This is a genomic window from Mycolicibacterium elephantis DSM 44368 (assembly GCF_004014805.1).
GTDB classification, from domain to species: Bacteria; Actinomycetota; Actinomycetes; order Mycobacteriales; family Mycobacteriaceae; genus Mycobacterium; species Mycobacterium elephantis.
In genome coordinates, this window is sequence record NZ_ATDN01000021.1 from 57666 (window position 1) to 78429 (window position 20764).

Consider the following 20764-nt stretch of genomic DNA (forward strand, 5'->3'; position numbering starts at 1 on the left):
TCCGGTACGCTCTCCGCGATCTCACCTGGCAGGGGCGTAGATATGAAGGATCGGAGCCTGGGATGGTAGTGGGGGTACACAAAGATGAGTTGGAATTCACATCACACAACATTCGTCTCGACGACGGCACTTTCACGAAACCTGAGTCGGCGCGTTCCATCGCGGAGAATCCGTGGTTCATATCGGCGCGTGGACTCCTGGAAACGGTGTTCCCCGGGGACAAGAGTCAGGTCCGCCTGGCCGATGTGGGCTGTTTGGAAGGTGGATACGCAGTCGAGTTCGCGCGCATGGGATTCCAAGTCCTTGGCATTGACGTGCGTGAGCTGAACATAGCCGCATGCAATTACGTCAAATCGAAAGTTGATCTGCCGAATCTGGAGTTCGTCCAGGATAACGCTTTCAACATCGCCCAATATGGAGAATTTGACGCTGTGTTCTGCTGCGGGCTGCTTTATCACCTTGATCGCCCCAAGGAATTCCTCGAAACACTGTCAGCTGCGACGAACAAACTTCTCATTCTGCAGACACATTTTTCAGATATTGATACGAGCCACGGACCCATCTACCGGAAACTCGCCGATTTGAAATTCCGAGTCCCAGTCGTCGCGCGATTCGCGCTGCCGGGGTTGCGATGGGCATGGGACAGGTTGCGGCGCAAGCCCAAACCTGAAAGCTTCTATCTTTCGCTGCCCAGAAACTTGTGGCTGTCCCCGGTGAGTGAAAACGAGGGGCTCCCTGGGAGATGGTTTCCCGAGTTCGCCAGCGATAAAAGCGGATCTTGGTGGCTTCCGTCATTGCGCGATCGGGAAACCCGAAAGTGGTCCTCCTGGGACAATTATCGATCCTTTTGGGTTCAACGCGAGTACCTGCTTCAGACGATCCGCGATGTTGGGTTCGATCTTGTGATGGAACAGTATGACAGCTTGGAGCCAAGCATCGCGGAGTCTTTGGTTGGGGGTTCCTATCAGGCGAATCTTCGAGGGACCTTCATTGGGATCAAGACGGGTTAGTTTGGTCGTGTCCGGCGGGGTTTCTGGTATCGCATCGGTGCGGTGCGCGATTGCTTCTTGAGGAGTAGACCCTGTGCCCGTGGTTGGTTGGTACCCTGCGTACCACCTATGGGTCACCTGCGAACTACTCAACGACAAGGGGACTAGCTTTGCCGCCTGGCGCGGCGTGACATAGAAGATAGAAGAGAGAAGCCCATGTCAGACAGAAGGGGCCCGGTCCGGATCGGCATCTTGGGCGCTTCGAGCTTCGCGCCGACGACCATCATCAATCCGGCGAAGGGGAATACCGAGGTTGTCGTGGCGGCGGCGGCATCACGTGATGTGCCGAGCGCAGAGGCCTTCGCCGCCGAGCACGGTATTGAAAAGGCATACGGCAGCTACGAGGAACTGATCGACGATCCCGACCTGGATGCCATCTACGTCCTCGTGCCGACCAGCATGCATGGAAAGTGGACCAAGGCGGCCCTTGCGGCGGGCAAGCACGTGCTGTGTGAGAAGCCGTTCACCGCCAACGCCGCTGAGGCGCGTGAGATCGCCGAGTTGGCTGCGAAGTCAGACCGCGTGGTCATGGAGGCAATCCAGTTTCGTCATCATCCATTGACAAGACGGGTCGAGGAGATCATCGACTCAGGGGAGTTGGGCACACTGCAGCGAGTAGACGTCAGCTTGTGTGTCCTGCTGCCGACGTTCAAGGCCAACTGCTACAACTACGAGCTCGGCGGCGGCGCGATGATGGACGCCGGGAGCTACGTGGCCAATATGGCCCGCACATTCGGCGGATCGACCCCCGAAGTTGTTTCGGCACAAGCCAAACTGCAGAAGCCGCAGGTCGACCGGGCGATGTCGGCGGAGTTGCGGTACGCGGCCGGCCACACCGGCCGGCTCCGATGCGCGCTGTGGTCATCGAACCTGTTTTGGGCGACCGCGAGCGTAGTCGGCGACGCCGGCAGGCTGCGGGTGATCAGTCCTGCGGCACCTCATCTTTACCCGCGACTCTCGATCCGATCAGCCAATGGCCGGCGCGTGGAACGCTTCCCGAAACGGGCCACCTACGCCTATCAGCTGGACACGTTTGCAGGCGCGGTGCTCCGCGGCGAACCGGTACGGACTACGCCGGAGGATGCCGTCGAGAACATGACCCTCATCGACGACGTCTATCGCGCCGCAGGGCTTCCGATCCGCGAGCCGAGCTGACCCAATTCCGGCTAGGCCGAGTCACGCCGAGCGGTGTCGTCGATGAGAATCGGACCGTGGACACCCTAGGTTGTGCAGCTTCAGCGGCGCGGGCGCCGAGGTTGAGTCCTCGGGTTCTGAGCGGCCCCACCGCGGTAATCTGCGCCATCGCCAAGCAAGCGCTTCGCTTAGAACCACTCCACGTCATGAATCAGGAGCTGCACACGATCGCAGCATCAGGAGATGGCCAAACGCTCACTGTGCCTGCCAACGACCGGCGATACTGGGTGGTGTACCCGACCCTGCGCGCGTGCATGGCTTGAAAGGCTAAGTCTCCGATGAAGGTAGTGCTGGCATGCCACGGTGTCCGTGGGGATGTCGAGCCCAGCGTCGTTATCGGTCGTGAGTTGCTGCGCAGAGGTCATGACGTGCACATCGCTGTGCCGCCGAACGTGGTTGGCTTCGCCGAGTCGGCAGGGCTCACGGTGAAACCTTGGGGGAGCGACTCGCAAGTCATGATGGACGCGCAGCGCGACTATTGGACTTGCTTCTTCCGGTTCCCTTGGAGGCTGAAAGAGCTGGAAAGACTTGGGCACCAGATTGGTGAGATCGTCACCCAATGTTGGACGCAGGACGCGTTCGCGACCCTGACCTCGATGACCGAAGAGGCAAACCTGATCGTCGCCGGCAATGGGTTCGAGCAGTTCTCGGCCAACGTTGCCGAGTATTACGACATCCCACTGGTGACGGTCGACTTTTTCCCAATGCGAGCCAATGGACAGGTTCTGCCTTACCTGCCTGCGCCTCTGGGCCGTGCTGTGATGAAAGCCTACGAGCGGATGTCATGGGCAGGTCCGGTGAAACAGGTTGAGGATGACCAACGGCGTCAGCTCGGATTGCCGAAGGCGAAGGTTCCATGGCCGAACCGGATCGCGCAGCGTGGCGCCCTGGAGATCCAGGCGTACGACGAAGCGGTGGTCCCAGGGCTGGCAGCCGAATGGGCGAAATGGGGTGGTCAAAGACCCTTTGTCGGCACGCTCACACTTGAGGCGCCAACGGATTTCGATGACGAGGTCGTATCGTGGATCGACAGTGGGACGCCGCCGATATTCTTTGGATTCGGCAGCGTACCTGTTGGCTCCCCGGCTGAAACGATCGCCATAATCGGCGCCGTATGTGAGCAGTTAGGTGAGCGGGCGCTGGTTGGGGCAGGCTCCACCGACTTCGGTGCGATCTCGTACCCCGAACATGTCAAGGTGGTCAGTCAGGTGAACTTCGCGCAGGTCTTCCCCCTCTGCCGGGCGGTGGTACACCACAGCGGCGCGGGTACGATCGCCGCCTGCCTGCGAGGGGGAGTCCCACAGGTGGGCCTGTGGACACTGCCCGATCAGTGGTTGCGGACAACTCAGCTCAAACGACTGAGAGTCGGCACGGGGCGCCGCTTTTCGACGACTACCAGCCAGACATTGCTGACGGACCTGCGTCGGGTACTTTCACCCCAATACCTCACGCGGGCACGCCGATTCGCCATGCGCATGACGAAGCCTGCCGAAAGTGCGACCGTTGCGGCAAATCTCGTGGAGAGCTTTGCGCAAACCGGTCGTGGTGCTGATCGGCGAGGGCAGGCGTTATAGGTGTTTCGGCTGCATCAGTTGCGGACCAGGAATCCGTAGGGTGCGAACGACCATCCGAATTTGGTTTCGCGAGCCGTGTCATGGGTGTAGTCGTCGGGGAATTCCGCCTCGTACTCCTCAATAGCTTCATAGGGGCCCGGCCCCCACTCGGGCGCGACCGGATGTCCGTTGAGCAGTGAGTCTTCCACGACGAGGTAGTCGCCCGCCGACAGCAAGGGTCGTAGAAGTTTCATCTCAGCCAGCACATGATCCTTGGAGTGGTCGCTGTCCAGGATGGCCCAAACCTTGCCGGGATACTCATTTCTGAGCTGTCGAATGCGCTCAGCGACTTGCGGAGATGCAGAAGTTGATTCGACAAACTCCACATCAGGGTCGCGCCGTGCCGTTGGCCTCAGCAGGTTATGGCTGACATCGACCGAAAGTACCTTGAACGGTTCGCCGATTTGGCGCATCACGGTTGCCCAGAAAACGGCTGAGCCACCGAAGGCCGTGCCGAATTCGATGACCAGTGAGGGTTTCAGATCCACCAAAATTTCTTGGTAATTCCACATATCGCACGGCGACTTATACGTCTCGATCCCCATCCAGGTGGTGTCCTGCCATACCAGATTGTTGAAATACCACTTGGAGTACTCCTCAGGCTCTGAGCCCGTCGAGCGGTAGAAGAGCTGAGAAAACAGCCGAGGATCTCGTCTGTAGAACAAGAGTTGGTTCAGGATCCTCAGCTTGGTTGACAGGGTCGACCGTTTTTGTCCCGAAGTTCGTTGACTCACCATGCTATTCCCATTCTCAACGCAGCGGCGTCGGCCACGGCGGTTCGTCGGAAGAACCGATCAACCTTTGACGAAGTAGTACAGCCGATATGACATGCGACCGTTTGCCAGATTCTGGTAGATCCAAGATTCGCGCACGGGTGCCCCCTTCCGGGCCACCCGCCGCATGAATTTGGGTACCAAACTGTCCATCACCCGGCCACCCCAAGGGGTGGGATTGAGCTCCAGCCCCCGCAGCACCTCTGTGTTGATCTCCCGCCATGAGACGAGTTGCAGCGCCGGTGCGCTTGCCAGTCCCGCTTCCCATCGCGGGCACTCGTAGCGCTGCCGCACGTCGGTATACAGAAACGCACCACCCGGCCGCAGCACCCGCTCAACCTCACCGAGGAACCGCTCGAAATGTGGGTAGCAGTGTGACGATTCGACATTGATCACCGCATCAAAGGACGCGGCGGGAAACGGCAGGCTCTCGGCGTTGCCCTGCACGAACTCCAAACCCGGCACCTGATGGTTCCGACGACAGAACTCGATACCGGCCGGGTTGAGATCCAAGCCCACATAAGATGCCGGCCCCAGTGCGCGAGTGATATACGACGCGCCACCTCCGTGCCCGCAGCCGACTTCGAGCATGTCCTTGCCGTCAAGGTCACCGGCCTGGGTCGCGGTGCTGTGGTACAGCTGAATCGGGTAGCGGTGCGGTTCATCCGAGGTCTCCAGCGAAATGGCCATCGGCGGGTCTTCTTCGTAACCCCAGTTCAGAAAGAAAACGTCGTCGCTGACCCGGCGGGTCAGGTACGGGTAGAGCCGTTTGTTGACGCCTTGGACCGCATTCCGTATGACCGGACCGAGTGCAACGTCCGCGGTGATGATCCGCGCAATGGCATCAGCGCGTGGCGTTGAGGGTCGTGTCATGGCAGGCATGATATTCCCCTGGGACCAAATTTTGACGGGCTTGACAATTTAGCCTGCTTGCTTTGTGCTTAGCCATGGCCGCTCGCGGGGCGGAGGCTTGCGAAGCGCGCTGTAGCGACGACGCCGCTGTCCACAGCGATCGGTTGGGAGTTCTCTTGGCCTGGATTGACAGCCGATGTAGCGGCGCGGAGGTGCGCGGGTGACCTCTGCTTCGGAAGACGGGACCGTGGCACGCCCGGTCCTCTTGTTCATCATCGGATTCGGTCGATCGGGCACGTCGGCACTCACTCGAGTCCTTTCACTGTGTGGAGCCGCGCTCCCCAAGGGACTTTTGGGTGCCACCGGAAGTAACCCACGTGGCTACTGGGAACCGCGTGCAGCCATTCACCTCAACGAAGAGATCTTGCGCCGCCAGGGCAGTGATGGCTACGACGTGTCGTTGCCGCTGCCGGGGGAAGGTTCGCTCGACGCCGGGGCGAGAGCTAGCGCCATCGCCAAGATCCGCGCCTATCTCACCACTTTGCCTGCTGCGCCGTTGGTGGTGATGAAGGAGCCCAAGACGACGGCGCTTACCGACTTGTGGTTCGAAGCGGCGCGCCAGGCGGGTTTCGACACCGCGGTGGTGATCGCGGTCCGGCACCCGGCCGAAGTCATCGCGTCGATTGGAAAGCGTGCCGGCCGCCAGTTATACGTGAAGTCCTCGCCGGAACTGGTGAGCGCATCGTGGCTCAGGTACACGCTGCTGGCTGAAAGAGGGTCCCGGGACATTCCTCGCGTGTTCGTTGAGTATTCCAACCTGCTCGAAAGTTGGCGACGGGAGGTGAAGCGCATTTCCACGACCCTCGGCGTCGATCTCGACATCCAGGACGAAGACGTTGTCGACGAGTTCCTCACCTCCGATCTGCGCCACCACCGAAATCGTGGCCCAGTCGCCGAACCCTTTGGAACCGACTGGGTCTCGGTTGTATATGACGCGCTCAGCGCGGCCTCGCGAGATCAACCCTGGGACCAGGCCGAGTTGGATCGCGTTTTCGAGGAGTATCGCGTGTGCGAACGCGGATTTCGTACGGTGTTCACCGAGGTTCAGCGGTACCACAACCTGACCCGATTGATGCCGCTGCCTCTTGTGAAACTGGGTCTTTCGGCGCTCGCGCTGGCGCACCGACGCAGGGAGACATGGGCCTGACCTGGTGGCGATCCGCCGGACGGATTCACCCTCCCAAGCCGTGATTCAGCATCGACAGTCCGGCCACCAGCAACATGGCGGCCAGGAGTTTCTGTCGGTGCGTGGCCGCCCATCCGTGCAGTCGTCGCAGTGCCGCCTGGGTTTTCGTCGGTGTGACCAGATAGCAGACGAGGATGATCTCGACTGCTCCGAGTACCCCGAGGACGTAGGTGACCGCACCGATGATCTGTATGCCGATCGCTGCGCCCGAGGCCACGATGATTGCGAGGGCAAAAAGAACCACGTCAGGTGCCGGCCCCGTCAGAAACCCGATGGTCCATGACACCCACAAGGAACCCTTCTCCCACGCTGCGTGGGCGCGTGCGAGTAGTTTGCGGATCGCAGATCTGCTCTCGGGCAACGGATCTTGCGGAGGCGCCAAGGTTTCGGGCGGTGGTCTCATGTCCGGCACCAGAACCGGGCGATCGCCGTCGGCCGCCGCTACGCGTGCCGGCCGTCTCCGGTGCGTCAACACACCCACGATGATCAGTGCAGCGCTCGTGAGGGCGACCGCCCCTATGCCGATCTGGATGTACCGAACGGTCGGACTCGACTGAGGGGCGGCCCAATCGTTGGTGAACGACTGAAACGCCGGCGTGAAGTGCAGCACGATCAGCGGAACAACGAGGGCCAGAATTCCCATCGTCAGGCTGCCGAGCCAGTACGCGAAGAGACTATGCCGCGGGCGTGGCCGGGAGCTCACCAGCAATGTGGCTGCCAGGCGCACCGGATTCAGCGAGCCCACCAGCGCCAGTGCCAGCAGCGACCCCCACACTGACCGGACACTACCGCGCGCCGACAGCGCGCGTCAGAGAGATGGTTCATCACCACGTACGGATCTTGGGCTCGGCCTAGTCCCTAATAGGGAGACAGGTCAGCTGGTGAAATGCGCTTGGTCCACATGGGCCGCCACCCGTAAAGCGTTGGCCGCGACGGTCAGGCTGGGGTTCAAGCCTGCGCTGGACGGGAAGAACGAGGTGTCGACGACGTAGAGGTTGGTCACTTCGTGAGCTCGGTTCTGCGGATCCAGCACGCTCGTCGTCGGATCGGTCCCGAACCGGCAGGTGCCGCAGACGTGTCCCATGTTCGAATTGTCTTTGCCGCTGCCCAACCTCCTTTTCCGGAACGGCTTGAGCATCTCGAGAAATAGACGCTGGAAGTCTGCATGCCGCGCAGAGTCGTTGGCGTGCAGTCGGTACCGAATTCGCATTCGCTGGCGGCCGTCTGAACGGGGGCGCTGCGAGGGCAGCACGCGGTTGTCCAGGTAGGGGAGGTCTTCCATCATCGTGGCGAGGATCAGTCCCCCCGTGAAGAACCTCTCGTAGATCTGGCGCACCGCCGGGCGCATCAGGCGCAACGCTTTGCCCCGGGCGTCCGGGCGGTTGACGAGCCATTCCATGGGCGGCACCGCGCCGAACGACTGGACGGTGCCGTACTTCTGGCCTTCGAAGAAGTAGAAATCGTTGAGCCCGATCTCCTTGTTGGCGTCTGTGATCGCGCTGTCGGGCTGCGGCCAGATCTCGATGGGATCCAGCAGATGACGCATGAGGTTGCGGCCCACCATGTCCGAGCCGTTCGCCAATCCCTGCGGCCAGTCGCCCGATCGAGAATTGAGGAGCAGTACCGGGGTGGCCAGCGCGCCCGCGGCCAGCACCACCACATTCGCCGTCAACTCGACGCGCCCCGACGGATGGTCGCAGATCACCCGTCGGACCTGGGTGCTGTCGGCGTCCAGACCCACCACGCGGCATTGCGTGAGCAAGCCGGCACCGTGTTCCGACACGGCAGGCAGCACGCAGACGCGGGAGGCGTCGTTCTTGCATGGCTGTGGGCAGAGATAGGTCTGACACGTGGCACACCCGTCGGCGTAGTCACAGGCCATCGGCAGGTGATAGGGGTGCAAGCCGAGGCCCGACAGATAGTCGACAATGGGTTTGTTGTCGTCCGAAAACGGCGGAGCAGCAGGCAATCCGACGTTAGCCGCCTCCGGGCGGAGCGGATCGGCTTCGCCGCGAACCCGCAGCAGCTTCTCTGCTTCTGCGTACCAGGGCGCCAACTGGTCATAGGTGATTGGCCATGCGTCCGGCACAGTGGAATCGCCAGGGTCGGAAAAGTTCTGCCGAGGTGAGAAATCGTCGACGAAGAACCGTTCGCAGACCATGCCGTAAATGGCCGACGACCCTCCCGTTCCACTGCCGATGAACGGCACGAAACGTTTGGGAAAGCGCCCGCTGATGTCTTCGACTTCGTCGGTAGAGCGCCCGGCCCTCGCCAATGCGGCGTAAAAAGCCTCCGCAGATCGGGCCGCCGTCGGCTCGGCCAACTCCGGCATGGCCGAGCGGACAACCCCCGGCGTTCCCGGCAGTGTCGATCTGCCCTTTTCGACGAACAGCACCCGCCGGCCCGACCGCGCCAGCGAGTAGCCGAACATGCCCCCTCCCATGCCGGTGCCCACGACGATCGCGTCCCACACGATGCGCTCGGCTTCGCGCGGGCTCAGCTCGCCGTCAACCAAAACTGAACTCCTCAGCGGCATGGCCCAGCTCGGCCTGGTCGGGTCTGGGCGATTGGGGAGCCTACCAACGAAGGGCACAGCCCAGCGATAGAACGCTTACGTGCGCGTCAAAAACTGGTAATAATGGCCCGTGCTCCTGCCGGTGCGTTGCGCGGGGCGGACTGAGAGGCCAATCCGACGATGAGATTTGTGCTGGCGAGTTACGGCGGGCGTGGCGACGTCGAACCCGCCGTCGTGGTCGGCCGGGAGTTGCAGCGTCGAGGTCACGATGTGTGTCTGGCCGTTCCGCCCAATTTGACCGGCTTTGCTGCCGCGGTCGGACTCGAAGCGGTGGACTACGGCTTGGATTCGGCGCCGATCCTCGAGCTGCAACGCAAGTACTTCACCTGTTACTCGCGCACGCCGTGGAAGCTCAAAGAGCTCAGAAGCATGGCGCGCGAGACCGAACAGTTTGCCGCCGAATGTTGGTCGCACATGACGACGTCCCTGGCGGCGGCCGCCGAGGGCGCCGACCTGCTCCTCACCGGGCTGATCTTCGAGCAGCCAGCCGCCAACGTCGCCGAGGCTCTCGACCTGCCGTTGGCCACGCTGCACTACTTCCCGTGCCGTGCCCACGGCCAGCTCATGCCGTTCCTGCCGTCGCCGCTGAGCCGCATGGTGATGAGGGTGAACGATTGGTCGGCCTGGCGTGGCACGCGAAACGACGAGAACGCGCAACGCCGCGAGCTGGGCCTGGCCGACGCCGCAGCGCCCGCGCCGCGGCGGATCGCCGACCGTGGTGCGCTGGAGATCCAGGCCTACGAGCAGGTGTGTTTTCCCGGGTTGGCGACCGAATGGGCGAAGTGCGATGGAAAGCGACCGTTCGTCGGCGCCCTGGCGCTGGAGTCACCGACAGATGCCGACGAGGAGGTGGCGCAGTGGATTGCCGAGGGTACGCCGCCGGTCTTCTTCGGATTCGGCAGCGTACCGATCGGCTCGCCGGCAGAAATGGTCGAGATGATCGCGTCCGCCTGTGCGCGGCTGGGTGAGCGCGCCCTGGTGGGCGCGGGTGGAACAGATTTCGCAACCGCTCCCCGCTTCGACCACGTCAAGGTGGTGGGTCAGGTGAATTACGCGACTGTTTTCCCATTGTGCCGCGCGGTCGTCCATCACGGGGGTTCCGGCACCTTGGCGGCATGCCTTCGAGCCGGGGTTCCTCAGTTGATACTCTGGACCTTGCCTGACCAGCCATTCTTTGCAGCCCAGCTGAAGCGTATGAAAATCGGTGCCGGGCAGCGTTTTTCGACGACTACCGAGAAATCGCTGTACACGGGACTGCGCCGTGTTCTGGCCCCCCGGTACCGGGAGCGTGCCCGTGATATCGCCCCGCGCATCACCAAGGCCTCCGAAAGCGCTTCGAGCGCTGCCGATTCAGTAGAGCGGTTCGCCCGGTTGCGCTCCAGAAGTTAGTTGCGGATCAGAAACCCGTTGGGGGCAAAGGTGAAACCGAATTTGTTCTCCCGCTCCACGTCATGTCTGTAGTCATCGGGGAACTCGCGCTCATAGGCTTCGATGGCTTCGTAGGGTCCTGGCCCCCAGCCGGGGAGGACGGGATGTCCGTTGACCGTTGAGTCCTCCACCAGCAGGTAATCGCCGGAAGAAAGAAGCGGCCGTAACAGTTTCATCTCGCCGAGCACATGGTTCATCGAGTGGTCACTGTCCAAAATGGCGAAGATCTTGCCCGGGTACTCGTCCTTGAGACGTCGGATCTGTTCGGCGACGGCCGGGTCGGTGGACGACGATTCGACGAACAAGATGTCGGGATCTCGACGGGCCTTGGGGTCGAGAGGTTTGTGGGTGACGTCCACGGACAGCACCTTGAAGGGGTGACCGATCTGTTTCATGGTGTTGGCGAAGAACAGGGCGGAGCCGCCTTGATTTGTGCCGAACTCGATCACCAGGGCCGGTTCGAGTTCCGCCAGGATCTCCTGGTAGTTCCACATATCGCTGACCGATTTCCAGCAGGTCACCCCCATCCAGGAGGTCTTCCGCCAGACGAAGGTGTTGTAGTACCACTTGTGGTACTCCTCCGCCTCTGTCCCCCGGGGCTGGTAGAAGAAGACCGACCGCGCGGAATTCACCAGGCTGCGCGCGCCTGCAAGGTAAGCCGCGACGGTTCGGGGGACCTTCGCGCCGTTCGTATAGTTGCTGATCATCGCTCCCGTGCCAGTCGCCTGCGCGCCGGCTTCTCGATCTGCGGATTCCTGACGTCGCCACTGCACCGCCGGATGCTAGCAAGAGATGCGGGCCCATATTGTCGCCTGCGAAAAATGCGGGCGGAGACCCGCCGGGGTTAACAGTTCGTCCCGCTGTTGTAAATTCTGAAAGTGCGGGTGATTGACGCGAGCGTTAGTTAAACTGCGGCCGTCAGCGGGGGCCGGGGGGTACTCGCTGACATCTCAACCGGACGTGCACGAGCACTGGAGGGCTTGGTACCGCAATGGCAAGAGGTGCGTTCGGGCGGAGCGACTCCGAGGTCGACCTGCTGGTCCGCGGCATGCGGTCCGGCATCGCGATCGTGGGCTTCGGGTACATCGGCACGGTGATCGGTGCGGTACTGGCCGATCGTGGTTGGCCCGTCACCGGAATCGATGTGCGGCAAAATGTCGTCGACGAGATCAACCTGGGCAAGACCACGGTCCCCGAGCCCGGCCTTGACGAGCTCGTCGCCAACAGTGTCCGAATGGGCCGGCTCCGCGCGACATCCGACTTCGGAGCCCTCGCCGACAACGATTTCGTCATCGTGACGGTCGGCACGCCATTGGGCCCGGATTACGAGCCCATCGTCGATGACATCAAGGCGGCCGCGCGGGCCGTCGGCGAACATGTGCGGACCGGCCACCTCATCGTCCTCAAGAGCACGGTGCCACCCGACACCACCGAAAACCTCGTGCGACCCATCCTCGAAGAGGCCTCTGGGCTTCGCGCCGGGGTCGACTTCGGGCTGGCGTTCTGTCCGGAACGGATCGCCGAAGGCCAAGCCATCCACGAACTGACGTCGATTCCCGTCGTGGTCGGTGCTGTCGACGAGCGCAGCGCCCGCGCCTGCGCCACCCTGTGGCGGCACGCGCTCGGAGTGGACTCCGTTGTCGTCGACGACCCCCGGACCGCCGAGATGGTCAAGCTGGCCGACAACCTGTGGGTGGATCTCAACGTCGCACTGGCCAACGAGCTGGCCAAACTGTGTGACCAGCTCGGGATGGACGCGCTGCAGGTCATCGAGGCGGCCAACACCATGCCGAAAGGCGGCGCCCCGGTGAACATCTTGCGGCCGAGCATGGGCGTCGGCGGCTATTGCCTGACCAAGGATCCGTGGTTCCTCAATCACCTGGGCCAGTCCGTCGGGCTGGACCTGGCCATCCCTCGGACCTCCAGAACCGTCAACGACACCATGCCCGCCTACACCTACGGGTTGCTCACCGAACTCCTCGCCGCACAGGGCAAGACGATCGAAACCAGCAAAATCGCCGTGCTGGGCATCGCGTTCAAGAACAACACCGGTGATTGCCGGCTCACCCCGACGAAATACATCGTCTCGATGCTCGAGGAATCCGGTTGTCAGCTCTCCGTTCACGATCCGTGGGTCGTTGACGAGGAGGCCCACGCGGTGACGAAGATCCCCCTCACGCCCGACATCGAGTCCGCGGTCAAAGATGCCGACGCCCTGATGGTGCTCGCCGGACACCGCCAGTTTCACCAGATCCCGCTGACCAAGTTGGCTGACCTGACCAGCGTCGAATGCGTGTTCCTCGACGGACGGAACAGCTTCGACCCCGCGGCCGTGCGCGCGGCCGGCTTCGTCTACAAGGGCGTTGGCCGGTAGCCGGCCGGTCGACAGCCCTGCATCGAACAGAAAGAACATTATGTCCAATGTCGTCGTGACGGGCGGATACGGCTTCGTCGGTTCGCACCTGGTGACCGCGTTGCTGAACCGGGGCGACACGGTCACGGTTTTCGACTTCGCCAAGAACACCCGCGACACCAGCATCGACTTCGACCGGCATCCCAACTTCCGGTTCATGCAAGGCGACGTCACCGACCGAGCCGCTCTCGAAACGGCCATCACCCCTGACGTCGACAAGGTCTTTCACCTGGCCTCGGTTGTCGGCGTCAACAAGTATGTCGAGGATCCGCTGCGGGTCGTCGACGTCAGCGTGATCGGCACCCGCAACGTCTTGGAGTTGTGCCATCGGCACGGGGCGCGGGTGGTGTTCACCAGCACGTCGGAGGTGTACGGCAAGAACCCGAACACACCATGGGCCGAAGACGACGACCGCGTAGTCGGTTCGACGAGGACCGCCCGCTGGAGCTACAGCACCAGCAAGGCCATGGCCGAACACATGGTCTTCGCGATGCACGAGGCCCACGGGCTGCCGGTGACGGTGGTGCGGTTCTTCAACGTCTACGGACCCCGGCAGAACCCGATCTTCGTGATTTCCAAGAGCATTCACCGCATCCTCAACGGTCGTGAGCCGTTGCTGTATGACTCGGGCAACCAGACACGCTGTTTCACCTATGTCGATGACGCGGTGGCCGGCACGCTGCTCGCCGCGGACGGCGACGCGGGGATCGGTGAGGCGTTCAACATCGGCAGCATGACCGAGACGACCATGCGGGACGCGGTCGATCTGGCCATCAAGATCGCGAAGGTCGACTCGGTGTCGAGTACCGAGGCGTTCGACACCGCGGTGAGCTACGGGGATCGCTACGAGGACATCCCCCGTCGTGTCCCGGATTCGACCAAGGCGCAGCGGTTGCTGGGTTGGCGCCTGCAGGTCGACCTGGAGGAGGGCCTACGCCGCACCATCGAGTGGGCCCGGACCAACCCGTGGTATCTCGAAGAGCCCCCCGGCAACGGTCAGGACCAGCGCCGCTGATGAAGTTCGTCCTGGCGAACTGGGGAACTCGGGGTGAAGTGGAACCCTACGCCGCCCTCTCCCGGGAACTCGTGAGCCGAGGGCACGACGTACACCTGGTGGTCGGGCCTGAACTGGTCGATTTCGCCAAATCCTCGGGCGCCGAGGCCGTCGCCTTTGGGCCGACATTGGACGCAGTGATCGAGCCTCACCACAAGTACTGGAGCCTGTTCTTCAGCAAGCCCTGGCAACTCCGGGAATTGAACAGGTTGTTATACGAGTTCGCGGCGCCCCTGAGTGAATACCGAGAACAGGTCAGAGAGACGCTGTCGGCGCTCTGCGCCGGAACCGACCTGCTGCTCACCGGGATGAACTACGAGGAAGTCGCATCGAATGTCGTAGAGTGCTGCGGTACCCCGTTGGCCACGCTGCAACATTTCCCGTTGCGCATCAACGGTTATCTCGTGCCGTTCCTGTCACCGCGTCTGGGCCGCTCGACAATGGCTGCCGCCGAGTGGCTGACCTGGCGGGGGCACAAAGCCGAGGACGACGCCGAACGTCTCGCCCTCGGCTTGCCGAAGGCCACCGGCCATTGGGCACAACGGATTGACGCACTGGATGCGATGGAAATCCAGGCCTACGACGCGCTGTGCTACCCGGGGCTGGCGGATGAATGGACGCCGTGGAATGACCAAGAGATCCCCAGACGACCGTTTGTCGGAGCGCTGACGATGGAGTTGCCTGCCGACGACGACACCGAGATCGCGTCATGGATCGCTGCGGGAACGCCGCCGATATTCTTCGGCTTCGGCAGCATGCCGCTCGATTCCGCTGCTGCCGACACGATCGCGATGATCGCCGGCGCGTGCAACCAACTTGGGGAGCGAGCACTGATCGGCGCGGGCTGGACAGATTTCGGCAAGGTCCCGCAGTACGACCACGTCAAGATCGTTGGCGCACTGAACTACGCGGAGATCTTTCCGGCATGTCGCGCGATCGTTCACCACGGTGGCTCGGGCACCACCAACGCGGGTCTGCGCTCCGGACGACCGACGATGATCCTCTGGATGCTGCCCGACCAGGCGTGTTGGGCGGCTCGTCTCAAGAAACTCAAAGTCGGTACCGGGCGGCGCTTCTCGGCAACCACTGAGAAGACGTTGGTTGCAGACCTGCGGACTATCCTCGCTCCGGAATATCTCGTCCGCGCCCAGCAACTCGCAGCGAAAATGACGAAACCGGCCGACAGTGTCGCCGCCGCGGCGGACCTGGCGGAGAGGTTCGCGCTCTCGCGTCGCGGCTGAAATCAGCCACGCACCCCGCCGGACTCGGCAGCCGTCCGGTAATTCCGGATAGTCAGCGGCCCGATTATCGCGCCAAGGCCAACGGTCCAGACGACGCCCCAGAACAGGGGCCACAGCGGCAGACCACCTTGAGCAAGCGTTCGCATCGACTCCACGATCGGATCCATCGGCTGGAATCGAAGAAGCGGCCACATCCATGAGGGCAGCGATTCGACGGGCGGTGAGCCGGAGCTGGCGAACACCGCGGTGATCGCGGGCAGCCCCAGCCAGATCAGCACGGTGCCGTCCTTGGCGCGCACCGCGAGTGCGATCACCGCCATCGCAAACACCACCACCACCATCACCGGCACCAGCAGGTACAGAAGCAGTTCGAGTGGGCCGCCTTGGAACCGAAGCCCCAACCCGATACCGACCACGGTGATCAAGGCCGTGCTCAAGAGCGTCCGCGCCGCTTCGGCGATGAGCCGGCCGGTCAGCGCGCTGGCGCGGTTCACCGGCAACACCCACAATCTGCTGAGCAGGCCTATGTCGCGTTCGAAGGACAGGGTGAGGCCGACCGCGATCGCTCCGGAGAATGCGCCAGCGATCGCGCAGGTGGGCACCAAACCGTAAAGGCTGTCCGTCCCGGTGATGCGCAATACCGACTTGCCGATGAGCAAGTAGTACGTGATCAGCAGGAATGTCGGGAACACCAACGCCTGGATCGGCACCAGGGGATCGCGACGCCAATGAGTGAATTGCTGTCCCGCGAATACCAGGCTTTCCGAGAGCAGCGAGGTACGCACCGGCGCCTCTGTGGTCATAATGCCCGCCTTTGCACCCGTACTGCGATCACCCCGAAGATCAGAAGCAGGCCAAGGCACCACGCCACGCTGCTCATCAAGCTGCTCACCGCGACGTGGCCCGCGGCAAGTCCGCGCAAGGCGTCGGTCACCTGCGAGACGGGCTGGTGTCGAACGAAGCCATGCAGCCACTCGGGAAACGAATCGACGGGCGCCATTCCGGTCGACAACATGATGAGGATCATCTGGGGAACGAGAAGAATCTGACTGGCTCCGCCGCTCCTGCCGATCGAGGCACCCGAGATGCTCACACCGGTCGCATCCGCGGCAAGCGACAGTGCCAGTGTCAAGACGAGCACAAGAATCGTGAAAATCGCCAAATGGCCGAAACCACCGAGCATTCGGAAGCCGAACGCGTAGCCGACACCGATCGTGACGACAAGGGCGATGGCGCCGCGGATGAGGCAGTACAGCATACGAGCGACCAACGGCGTCAATGTGGAAAGCGGCATCGTGCGGAACCGAAGTCCCAACTCGGAGGAATGGTCTCGGGCAGCCCGGTCGACGGTGGTCAGCGCGCCGAGCAACGTCACCTGGACGATGATGACGGGCAGCAGGTACTGGGGGTAGCCGATACCGCCGGTGTCGATCACGTTGCGCAGCGCGAAATTGAACACGATGAAGATGCCCGCGGGTGCCAACACCGCGAACGGCATGTCGCTGCGCAGGGTCTCCCGCACCATGCGTTCGGTGAGAACGGCGACTGCGGTCACGCGGTCATACTGCCTGTGAGATGTAGGAATACCTCGTCCAACGACGGCTTGCGCAACGAGATGTCGGCGAGTTCGACGTCGAGCTGGTCGACCCGCCGGAACACCTCGCTCAGCGTTGCAATACCGTTGGGCGCCAGCACCGTAACGGTGTTGGCCTCTTCGTCGGCTTGGGCGTCCTCGAGATCTGCCACCGCGGCGAAGACCTTCGTCAGGTCGGCGGGGTTGACCGGACTTACTGTGCAGTAGCTGATTCCGACACGGCTCTTGAGGTCTTCGGCGGTCCCGGTCGCGATGACACGACCGTGGTCGATGACGACGATCGAATCGCTGAGCACGTCGGCTTCCTCGAGGTACTGCGTGGTGAGCAGAACCGTCACACCCTCGGCCGCCAACGACGACACGAGGTCCCACACACTGCGGCGGCTACGGGGGTCCAAGCCGGTCGTCGGCTCGTCGAGGAAGAGCACCTTCGGGGGCACCACAAGGGCGGCGGCGATGTCGATGCGCCGGCGCATCCCTCCGGAATAGGTGACCACGCTGCGGTCCGCGGCCTCGACCAGGTCGAACTGTTCGATCAAGGCGTCGGCTCGCGCGTTCGCCGCTTTGCGGCGCAGTCCGCGCAGCCGACTGAACATGACCAAGTTCTCCCGTCCGGTCAGCTGCCAGTCGATGGCGGCGACCTGCCCGGTCGTTGCTATTGACGCGCGCACCCCGGCCGGGTTCTTGACGACGTCATGACCGGCTACGACCGCTTTCCCGTACGTCGGTCGCATCAAGGTGGACAGGATGTTGATCGTGGTCGTCTTGCCCGCACCGTTTTGGCCGAGCAGCGCGCACACCGACCCTGCGGCAACGGAAAAGCTGACGTCCTGCAGGGCAAGTATCGTCCCGTCGAACGTCTTCGCGATACCGTCAAGCTCGATCACGAATATTGACCATAGCGTTAGCGGAGATGCTCCGGGCGAAGTAGTGATGTCTTTGTCCGGTCGGCGCTGCAGGGTGTTTCGTCATTCGCCGATCCAGTCGAGGAGTGCGCGCGTACCCTCGCCGAGCGACCACTTCGGGCGCCAGTTGAGTTCCCTCATCGCCTGCTCGACGTCGCATTTCGCGGCGCGAACGTCGCCGTCGCGAAACTTCGCTACGACAACCGGTTCGGGGGCGTCGCAGAGGGTCGCGAGCTGTCGGGCGAGTTCATGGATGGTGGTCGGGACGCCAGAACCGATGTCGACGCAGCGGGACTGCGCCGCGGGCTCCTCGATCGCTGAGAAGAGGGCCTCGACGACGTCGTCGATGTACACGAAATCGCGCACGATACGGCCGTCCTCGTAGACCTCCAAGACCTGGCGTTGCCGGCCCAAGCGCGCGAAGAGCGCAACGATTCCGGTGTAGGAATTCGTCAGCGACTGTCCCGGCCCGTAGACGTTCTGCAGGCGCAGCACGCTGAGCCTGGTGTCGTGGGCGGCTGTCCAGGCGGCCAGGATGTGTTCCTGCGCAAGTTTGGTCGCGGCATAGACGTTGGTGGGTCGAGGTTCGGTTCGCCCGGCACTGCTCGCGAGTGCGGTGGCGGGTTCTCCTGTCGGCCCTTGGGGATCCCAAACGCCCGCGGCCAGCTGGGCATGACTGCGTGGCGGTGGATAGAAGACATCGGTCCCGGACTGCCAGGCTCCCTCACCGTAGACGGCACGTGAAGATGCCAACACCAGCTGGTCGGGCACGTGCCCGCAGCGGCTCAATGCGTCGAGAAGCTGGGTGGTTCCGACCACGTTGACCGAACCGTGCCGGCTGGCCTCCGAAAGTGATTGCGCCGTCCCGGTCTCTGCCGCCAAGTGCACGATCTGCGTGGGTTTGAACAGGCGCAGGACCACGTCGCAATCAGGCGCATGGGTGACGTCGCCGGTGAAAAGCCGCACTGGTGACGGCAGATCGATGGCCGTGTGTTCGGCGTGTACCTGGGGATGCAGGATGTCCATCACCGCGACGTCATAGCCGGCTTCGACGAGACGACGCGCAAGTGCCGACCCGATGAATCCGGCCCCGCCGGTGATGAGGATGGACGTCATGCTGTACCGATTCTTGGTCGGAAGGGAAATGCGGCGGACGAATATCGCATGACGGCTGACTAACGGTTCCGGTTCAGTTCACCGAGGCCGGTGATTTCGAGGCTCACGGATTGCCGTTGTCCCGCGGCGCCCAGCAGAAAGAGGATGTCTCCTAAAGGAGCGCCCAGCCAGAAGCGCCAGAACCGGGGACGGAAAAACTTCCACAGGAAGCGGCCATCCAACCAGTAAACCCCGATTGTGCCCAGGTAATAGAGCACGCGCTTCCAGCGCGCGGTGACCATCGCAAAGTTCATCTCCCAAATCTCGAGACCCCAAGCGCGATAACGCCATTCCAACCCATAGCGCTTCTGGAATTCATAGAACGCCCGCATCTCGCTGTTCGTGATCAAGTACTCGTCGAAGACGAGGATCGAGCCTTCGGTGAAGCGGTCCTTGCAGGTTTCCAGCGCGTGCAGACAGCTCTCGTACGAATCCAGATCCATGTGGAAGAGCCGGATGGGTGCCGTTGGCCGATCGGCCAAGAACGGCGCCAACGTCTCGTACGTGCTTCCCCGGATGAACTGCACATCGCGTCCGAGTTCGGTGGGCGTGCCGTCATGCAGGCTCACGCCGGTATCGCGCATCACACGCTTTGCAAGTGGGTCCGACAGCGAGAAGGTGCCCCGTTTGATGAGTACCTGCTCTTCGATCAGCCAGTCTTCGACAAGGCCCTCGAAGGTGTCGAAGCCATACACCTTGCGTCCGGAGAAGTCAGAAGTCAGCCTTGTGGACCAGCCGATCCAGACACCCAAATCGAGGAGCAGTTCGGAGTCGGGGTCGCTCTGTTTCGGCAGACGTGCTGCCTCCCACAACAATGTGTGTCCACGAATCCTGCGTCGACGCAGTTCCGAAAGTGAATCTTCAATAAAGGTGCGATATTCCGGGTCGTATTCGCCAATGTCTTTGCTGTACTGGGTCGGCACGTAGCGGCCACGGGCGCGATAAAGCAACCGACCGATCAGCACCGACAGAATCAATATGCCGATGACGGCGAGCAGAATGGGCAGGAAATAACAGGCGACCGCCAGGGCGATCGCGATCCCGGCAAGGACCGCTTTCCAAATCCGATGAATTGTCGTCCGGTCCGTGATGAGCCGGTCTGAGGCTTCTTTGTGTCCGGATTCTGACGCCGAGCGCACCGGGCCGATCTCAGGCATGAGCGGAAATCCAGCTCGTGGTGAAGCGCAGCACCTCGGGGATGCTGTTGGCCAGGCTGCTGCCGATGACCTTCTCGAGTTGGCCTCCCGCAAAAGGAATCTTGACGTCGACCCTTACCGCGGAGCGCAGTTGAGAAGCGGTGCCTGCCGGCGCCAGCAGGTTCTCGGCGCGGCTCGATCCCAGCCCGCCCGACGCCGAAGCTTCAGCCACCCCACTGACCCTGCCGTCACCGACCGTTCGCCAGGTTTCGCGGTACTGGAGCTTCAGATCTCCGGGCAGCACCCTGGCAACGGCCGCCGGCAGCACCTGGCGACCGAGGTGCTGGGTGATGCGCACGTCGACCACGCCGTCCTCGTCGACGAGCAGCGACTCCAGTGCGGAGCCGGCGCCGTCGGCCAGGCGGGCCTGCCAGTAGTCCTCGCGGCCGAACGCAGCATGGATTTGCTCAACGCTGACAGGTGATTCGGTCACGATGTCGAAGGAATGCGACATAGCAGACCATTCTTACCGCAGC

General features: G+C 62.5%; 19 protein-coding genes. 8 read left to right on the forward strand and 11 right to left on the reverse strand.

The window, feature by feature from the left end:
* The first annotated feature begins 62 nt into the window (after positions 1–62).
* The 3 genes from MELE44368_RS15590 (at position 63) to MELE44368_RS15600 (ending at position 3817) form a co-directional block, all read left to right on the forward strand.
* Positions 63–1010: a class I SAM-dependent methyltransferase gene (locus MELE44368_RS15590; RefSeq protein ID WP_128109312.1), complete on the forward strand. Its 948-nt coding sequence runs from the start codon at positions 63–65 to the stop codon at positions 1008–1010.
* A 195-nt stretch (positions 1011–1205) separates the two neighbouring features.
* Positions 1206–2204, forward strand: coding sequence for a Gfo/Idh/MocA family protein (locus MELE44368_RS15595; protein WP_128109313.1), 999 nt, complete (start codon positions 1206–1208; stop codon positions 2202–2204).
* 317 nt (positions 2205–2521) lie between these two features.
* Complete coding sequence (locus MELE44368_RS15600; protein WP_128109314.1) at positions 2522–3817, forward strand: glycosyltransferase; 1296 nt, start codon at positions 2522–2524, stop codon at positions 3815–3817.
* A gap of 14 nt (positions 3818–3831) precedes the next feature.
* Here MELE44368_RS15600 and MELE44368_RS15605 read toward each other — a convergent pair whose 3' ends face one another.
* Both MELE44368_RS15605 and MELE44368_RS15610 read right to left on the reverse strand, forming a co-directional pair.
* On the reverse strand, positions 3832–4521 hold the full coding sequence (locus MELE44368_RS15605) for a rhamnosyl O-methyltransferase (RefSeq protein WP_277749993.1): 690 nt from the start codon (positions 4519–4521) through the stop codon (positions 3832–3834).
* Between the two features lie 129 nt (positions 4522–4650).
* Positions 4651–5502, reverse strand: a complete 852-nt coding sequence (locus MELE44368_RS15610; protein WP_082933361.1) for a phthiotriol/phenolphthiotriol dimycocerosates methyltransferase — start codon at positions 5500–5502, stop codon at positions 4651–4653.
* Positions 5503–5746: 244 nt separating this feature from the next.
* On the opposite strand from MELE44368_RS15610, the gene MELE44368_RS15615 reads away from it, so the two are divergent.
* A complete protein-coding gene (locus MELE44368_RS15615; protein WP_128109330.1) occupies positions 5747–6688 on the forward strand; it encodes a sulfotransferase family protein in 942 nt (313 codons plus the stop codon).
* 25 nt (positions 6689–6713) lie between these two features.
* On the opposite strand, the gene MELE44368_RS15620 is transcribed toward MELE44368_RS15615, so the two are convergent.
* Positions 6714–7502: a GAP family protein gene (locus tag MELE44368_RS15620; RefSeq protein ID WP_064929710.1), complete on the reverse strand. Its 789-nt coding sequence runs from the start codon at positions 7500–7502 to the stop codon at positions 6714–6716.
* A 99-nt stretch (positions 7503–7601) separates the two neighbouring features.
* Positions 7602–9263: a GMC oxidoreductase gene (locus tag MELE44368_RS15625; protein WP_128109316.1), complete on the reverse strand. Its 1662-nt coding sequence runs from the start codon at positions 9261–9263 to the stop codon at positions 7602–7604.
* Positions 9264–9422: 159 nt separating this feature from the next.
* Between MELE44368_RS15625 and MELE44368_RS15630 the strand changes: the two genes are divergently transcribed.
* On the forward strand, positions 9423–10691 hold the full coding sequence (locus tag MELE44368_RS15630) for a glycosyltransferase (RefSeq protein ID WP_128109317.1): 1269 nt from the start codon (positions 9423–9425) through the stop codon (positions 10689–10691).
* Here MELE44368_RS15630 and MELE44368_RS15635 read toward each other — a convergent pair.
* Positions 10688–11437, reverse strand: coding sequence for a rhamnosyl O-methyltransferase (locus tag MELE44368_RS15635; protein ID WP_128109331.1), 750 nt, complete (start codon positions 11435–11437; stop codon positions 10688–10690). The two genes, MELE44368_RS15630 and MELE44368_RS15635, sit on opposite strands and share 4 nt — an antisense overlap.
* A 284-nt stretch (positions 11438–11721) precedes the next feature.
* On the opposite strand from MELE44368_RS15635, the gene MELE44368_RS15640 reads away from it, so the two are divergent.
* Genes MELE44368_RS15640 through MELE44368_RS15650 form a run of 3 tightly spaced genes read left to right on the forward strand, consistent with a single transcriptional unit; the run spans position 11722 to position 15438 of the window.
* A complete protein-coding gene (locus MELE44368_RS15640; protein ID WP_128109318.1) occupies positions 11722–13104 on the forward strand; it encodes a nucleotide sugar dehydrogenase in 1383 nt (460 codons plus the stop codon).
* A 40-nt stretch (positions 13105–13144) separates the two neighbouring features.
* The gene (locus tag MELE44368_RS15645) at positions 13145–14158 is read left to right on the forward strand and encodes an NAD-dependent epimerase/dehydratase family protein (protein WP_128109319.1); all 1014 of its coding nucleotides are present in this window, start codon (positions 13145–13147) and stop codon (positions 14156–14158) included.
* Entirely contained in the window at positions 14158–15438 is a 1281-nt protein-coding gene (locus tag MELE44368_RS15650) for a glycosyltransferase (RefSeq protein ID WP_128109320.1), read from the forward strand. Before MELE44368_RS15645 ends, MELE44368_RS15650 begins: the two co-directional genes overlap by 1 nt.
* Before the next feature lie 2 nt (positions 15439–15440).
* Here the strand turns inward: MELE44368_RS15650 and MELE44368_RS26660 are convergent, their stop codons facing one another.
* The 6 genes from MELE44368_RS26660 to MELE44368_RS15675 all read right to left on the reverse strand — a co-directional run bounded on the left by MELE44368_RS26660 (position 15441) and on the right by MELE44368_RS15675 (position 20742).
* On the reverse strand, positions 15441–16241 hold the full coding sequence (locus MELE44368_RS26660; protein WP_164890120.1) for an ABC transporter permease: 801 nt from the start codon (positions 16239–16241) through the stop codon (positions 15441–15443).
* Positions 16238–16993: an ABC transporter permease gene (locus tag MELE44368_RS26665; protein WP_164890121.1), complete on the reverse strand. Its 756-nt coding sequence runs from the start codon at positions 16991–16993 to the stop codon at positions 16238–16240. The genes MELE44368_RS26660 and MELE44368_RS26665 overlap by 4 nt, the downstream gene beginning before the upstream one ends.
* Positions 16990–17919 carry an efflux ABC transporter ATPase subunit, DrrA-related gene (locus MELE44368_RS15660; protein WP_128109321.1) on the reverse strand — a complete coding sequence of 310 codons (930 nt, stop codon included), beginning with the start codon at positions 17917–17919 and terminating at the stop codon, positions 16990–16992. The genes MELE44368_RS26665 and MELE44368_RS15660 overlap by 4 nt, the downstream gene beginning before the upstream one ends.
* Before the next feature lie 81 nt (positions 17920–18000).
* On the reverse strand, positions 18001–19044 hold the full coding sequence (locus MELE44368_RS15665) for an NAD-dependent epimerase/dehydratase family protein (RefSeq protein WP_128109332.1): 1044 nt from the start codon (positions 19042–19044) through the stop codon (positions 18001–18003).
* Between the two features lie 68 nt (positions 19045–19112).
* The gene (locus MELE44368_RS15670) at positions 19113–20249 is read right to left on the reverse strand and encodes a class I SAM-dependent methyltransferase (protein WP_128109322.1); all 1137 of its coding nucleotides are present in this window, start codon (positions 20247–20249) and stop codon (positions 19113–19115) included.
* Entirely contained in the window at positions 20242–20742 is a 501-nt protein-coding gene (locus tag MELE44368_RS15675) for a DUF2505 domain-containing protein (RefSeq protein ID WP_128109323.1), read from the reverse strand. Before MELE44368_RS15675 ends, MELE44368_RS15670 begins: the two co-directional genes overlap by 8 nt.
* Positions 20743–20764 lie beyond the last annotated feature (22 nt).

Bases quoted from the DNA above. Each gene is read 5' to 3' on its own strand.
- MELE44368_RS15650 (WP_128109320.1), top strand. From the start codon at position 14,158: ATGAAGTTCGTCCTGGCGAACTGGGGAACTCGGGGTGAAGTGGAACCC.
- MELE44368_RS15590 (WP_128109312.1), top strand. From the start codon at position 63: ATGGTAGTGGGGGTACACAAAGATGAGTTGGAATTCACATCACACAAC.
- MELE44368_RS15675 (WP_128109323.1), bottom strand. From the start codon at position 20,742: ATGTCGCATTCCTTCGACATCGTGACCGAATCACCTGTCAGCGTTGAG.
- MELE44368_RS15600 (WP_128109314.1), top strand. From the start codon at position 2,522: ATGAAGGTAGTGCTGGCATGCCACGGTGTCCGTGGGGATGTCGAGCCC.
- MELE44368_RS26660 (WP_164890120.1), bottom strand. From the start codon at position 16,241: ATGACCACAGAGGCGCCGGTGCGTACCTCGCTGCTCTCGGAAAGCCTG.
- MELE44368_RS15595 (WP_128109313.1), top strand. From the start codon at position 1,206: ATGTCAGACAGAAGGGGCCCGGTCCGGATCGGCATCTTGGGCGCTTCG.
- MELE44368_RS15645 (WP_128109319.1), top strand. From the start codon at position 13,145: ATGTCCAATGTCGTCGTGACGGGCGGATACGGCTTCGTCGGTTCGCAC.
- MELE44368_RS15610 (WP_082933361.1), bottom strand. From the start codon at position 5,502: ATGACACGACCCTCAACGCCACGCGCTGATGCCATTGCGCGGATCATC.
- MELE44368_RS15630 (WP_128109317.1), top strand. From the start codon at position 9,423: ATGAGATTTGTGCTGGCGAGTTACGGCGGGCGTGGCGACGTCGAACCC.
- MELE44368_RS15640 (WP_128109318.1), top strand. From the start codon at position 11,722: ATGGCAAGAGGTGCGTTCGGGCGGAGCGACTCCGAGGTCGACCTGCTG.
- MELE44368_RS15635 (WP_128109331.1), bottom strand. From the start codon at position 11,437: ATGATCAGCAACTATACGAACGGCGCGAAGGTCCCCCGAACCGTCGCG.
- MELE44368_RS15670 (WP_128109322.1), bottom strand. From the start codon at position 20,249: ATGCCTGAGATCGGCCCGGTGCGCTCGGCGTCAGAATCCGGACACAAA.
- MELE44368_RS15625 (WP_128109316.1), bottom strand. From the start codon at position 9,263: ATGCCGCTGAGGAGTTCAGTTTTGGTTGACGGCGAGCTGAGCCCGCGC.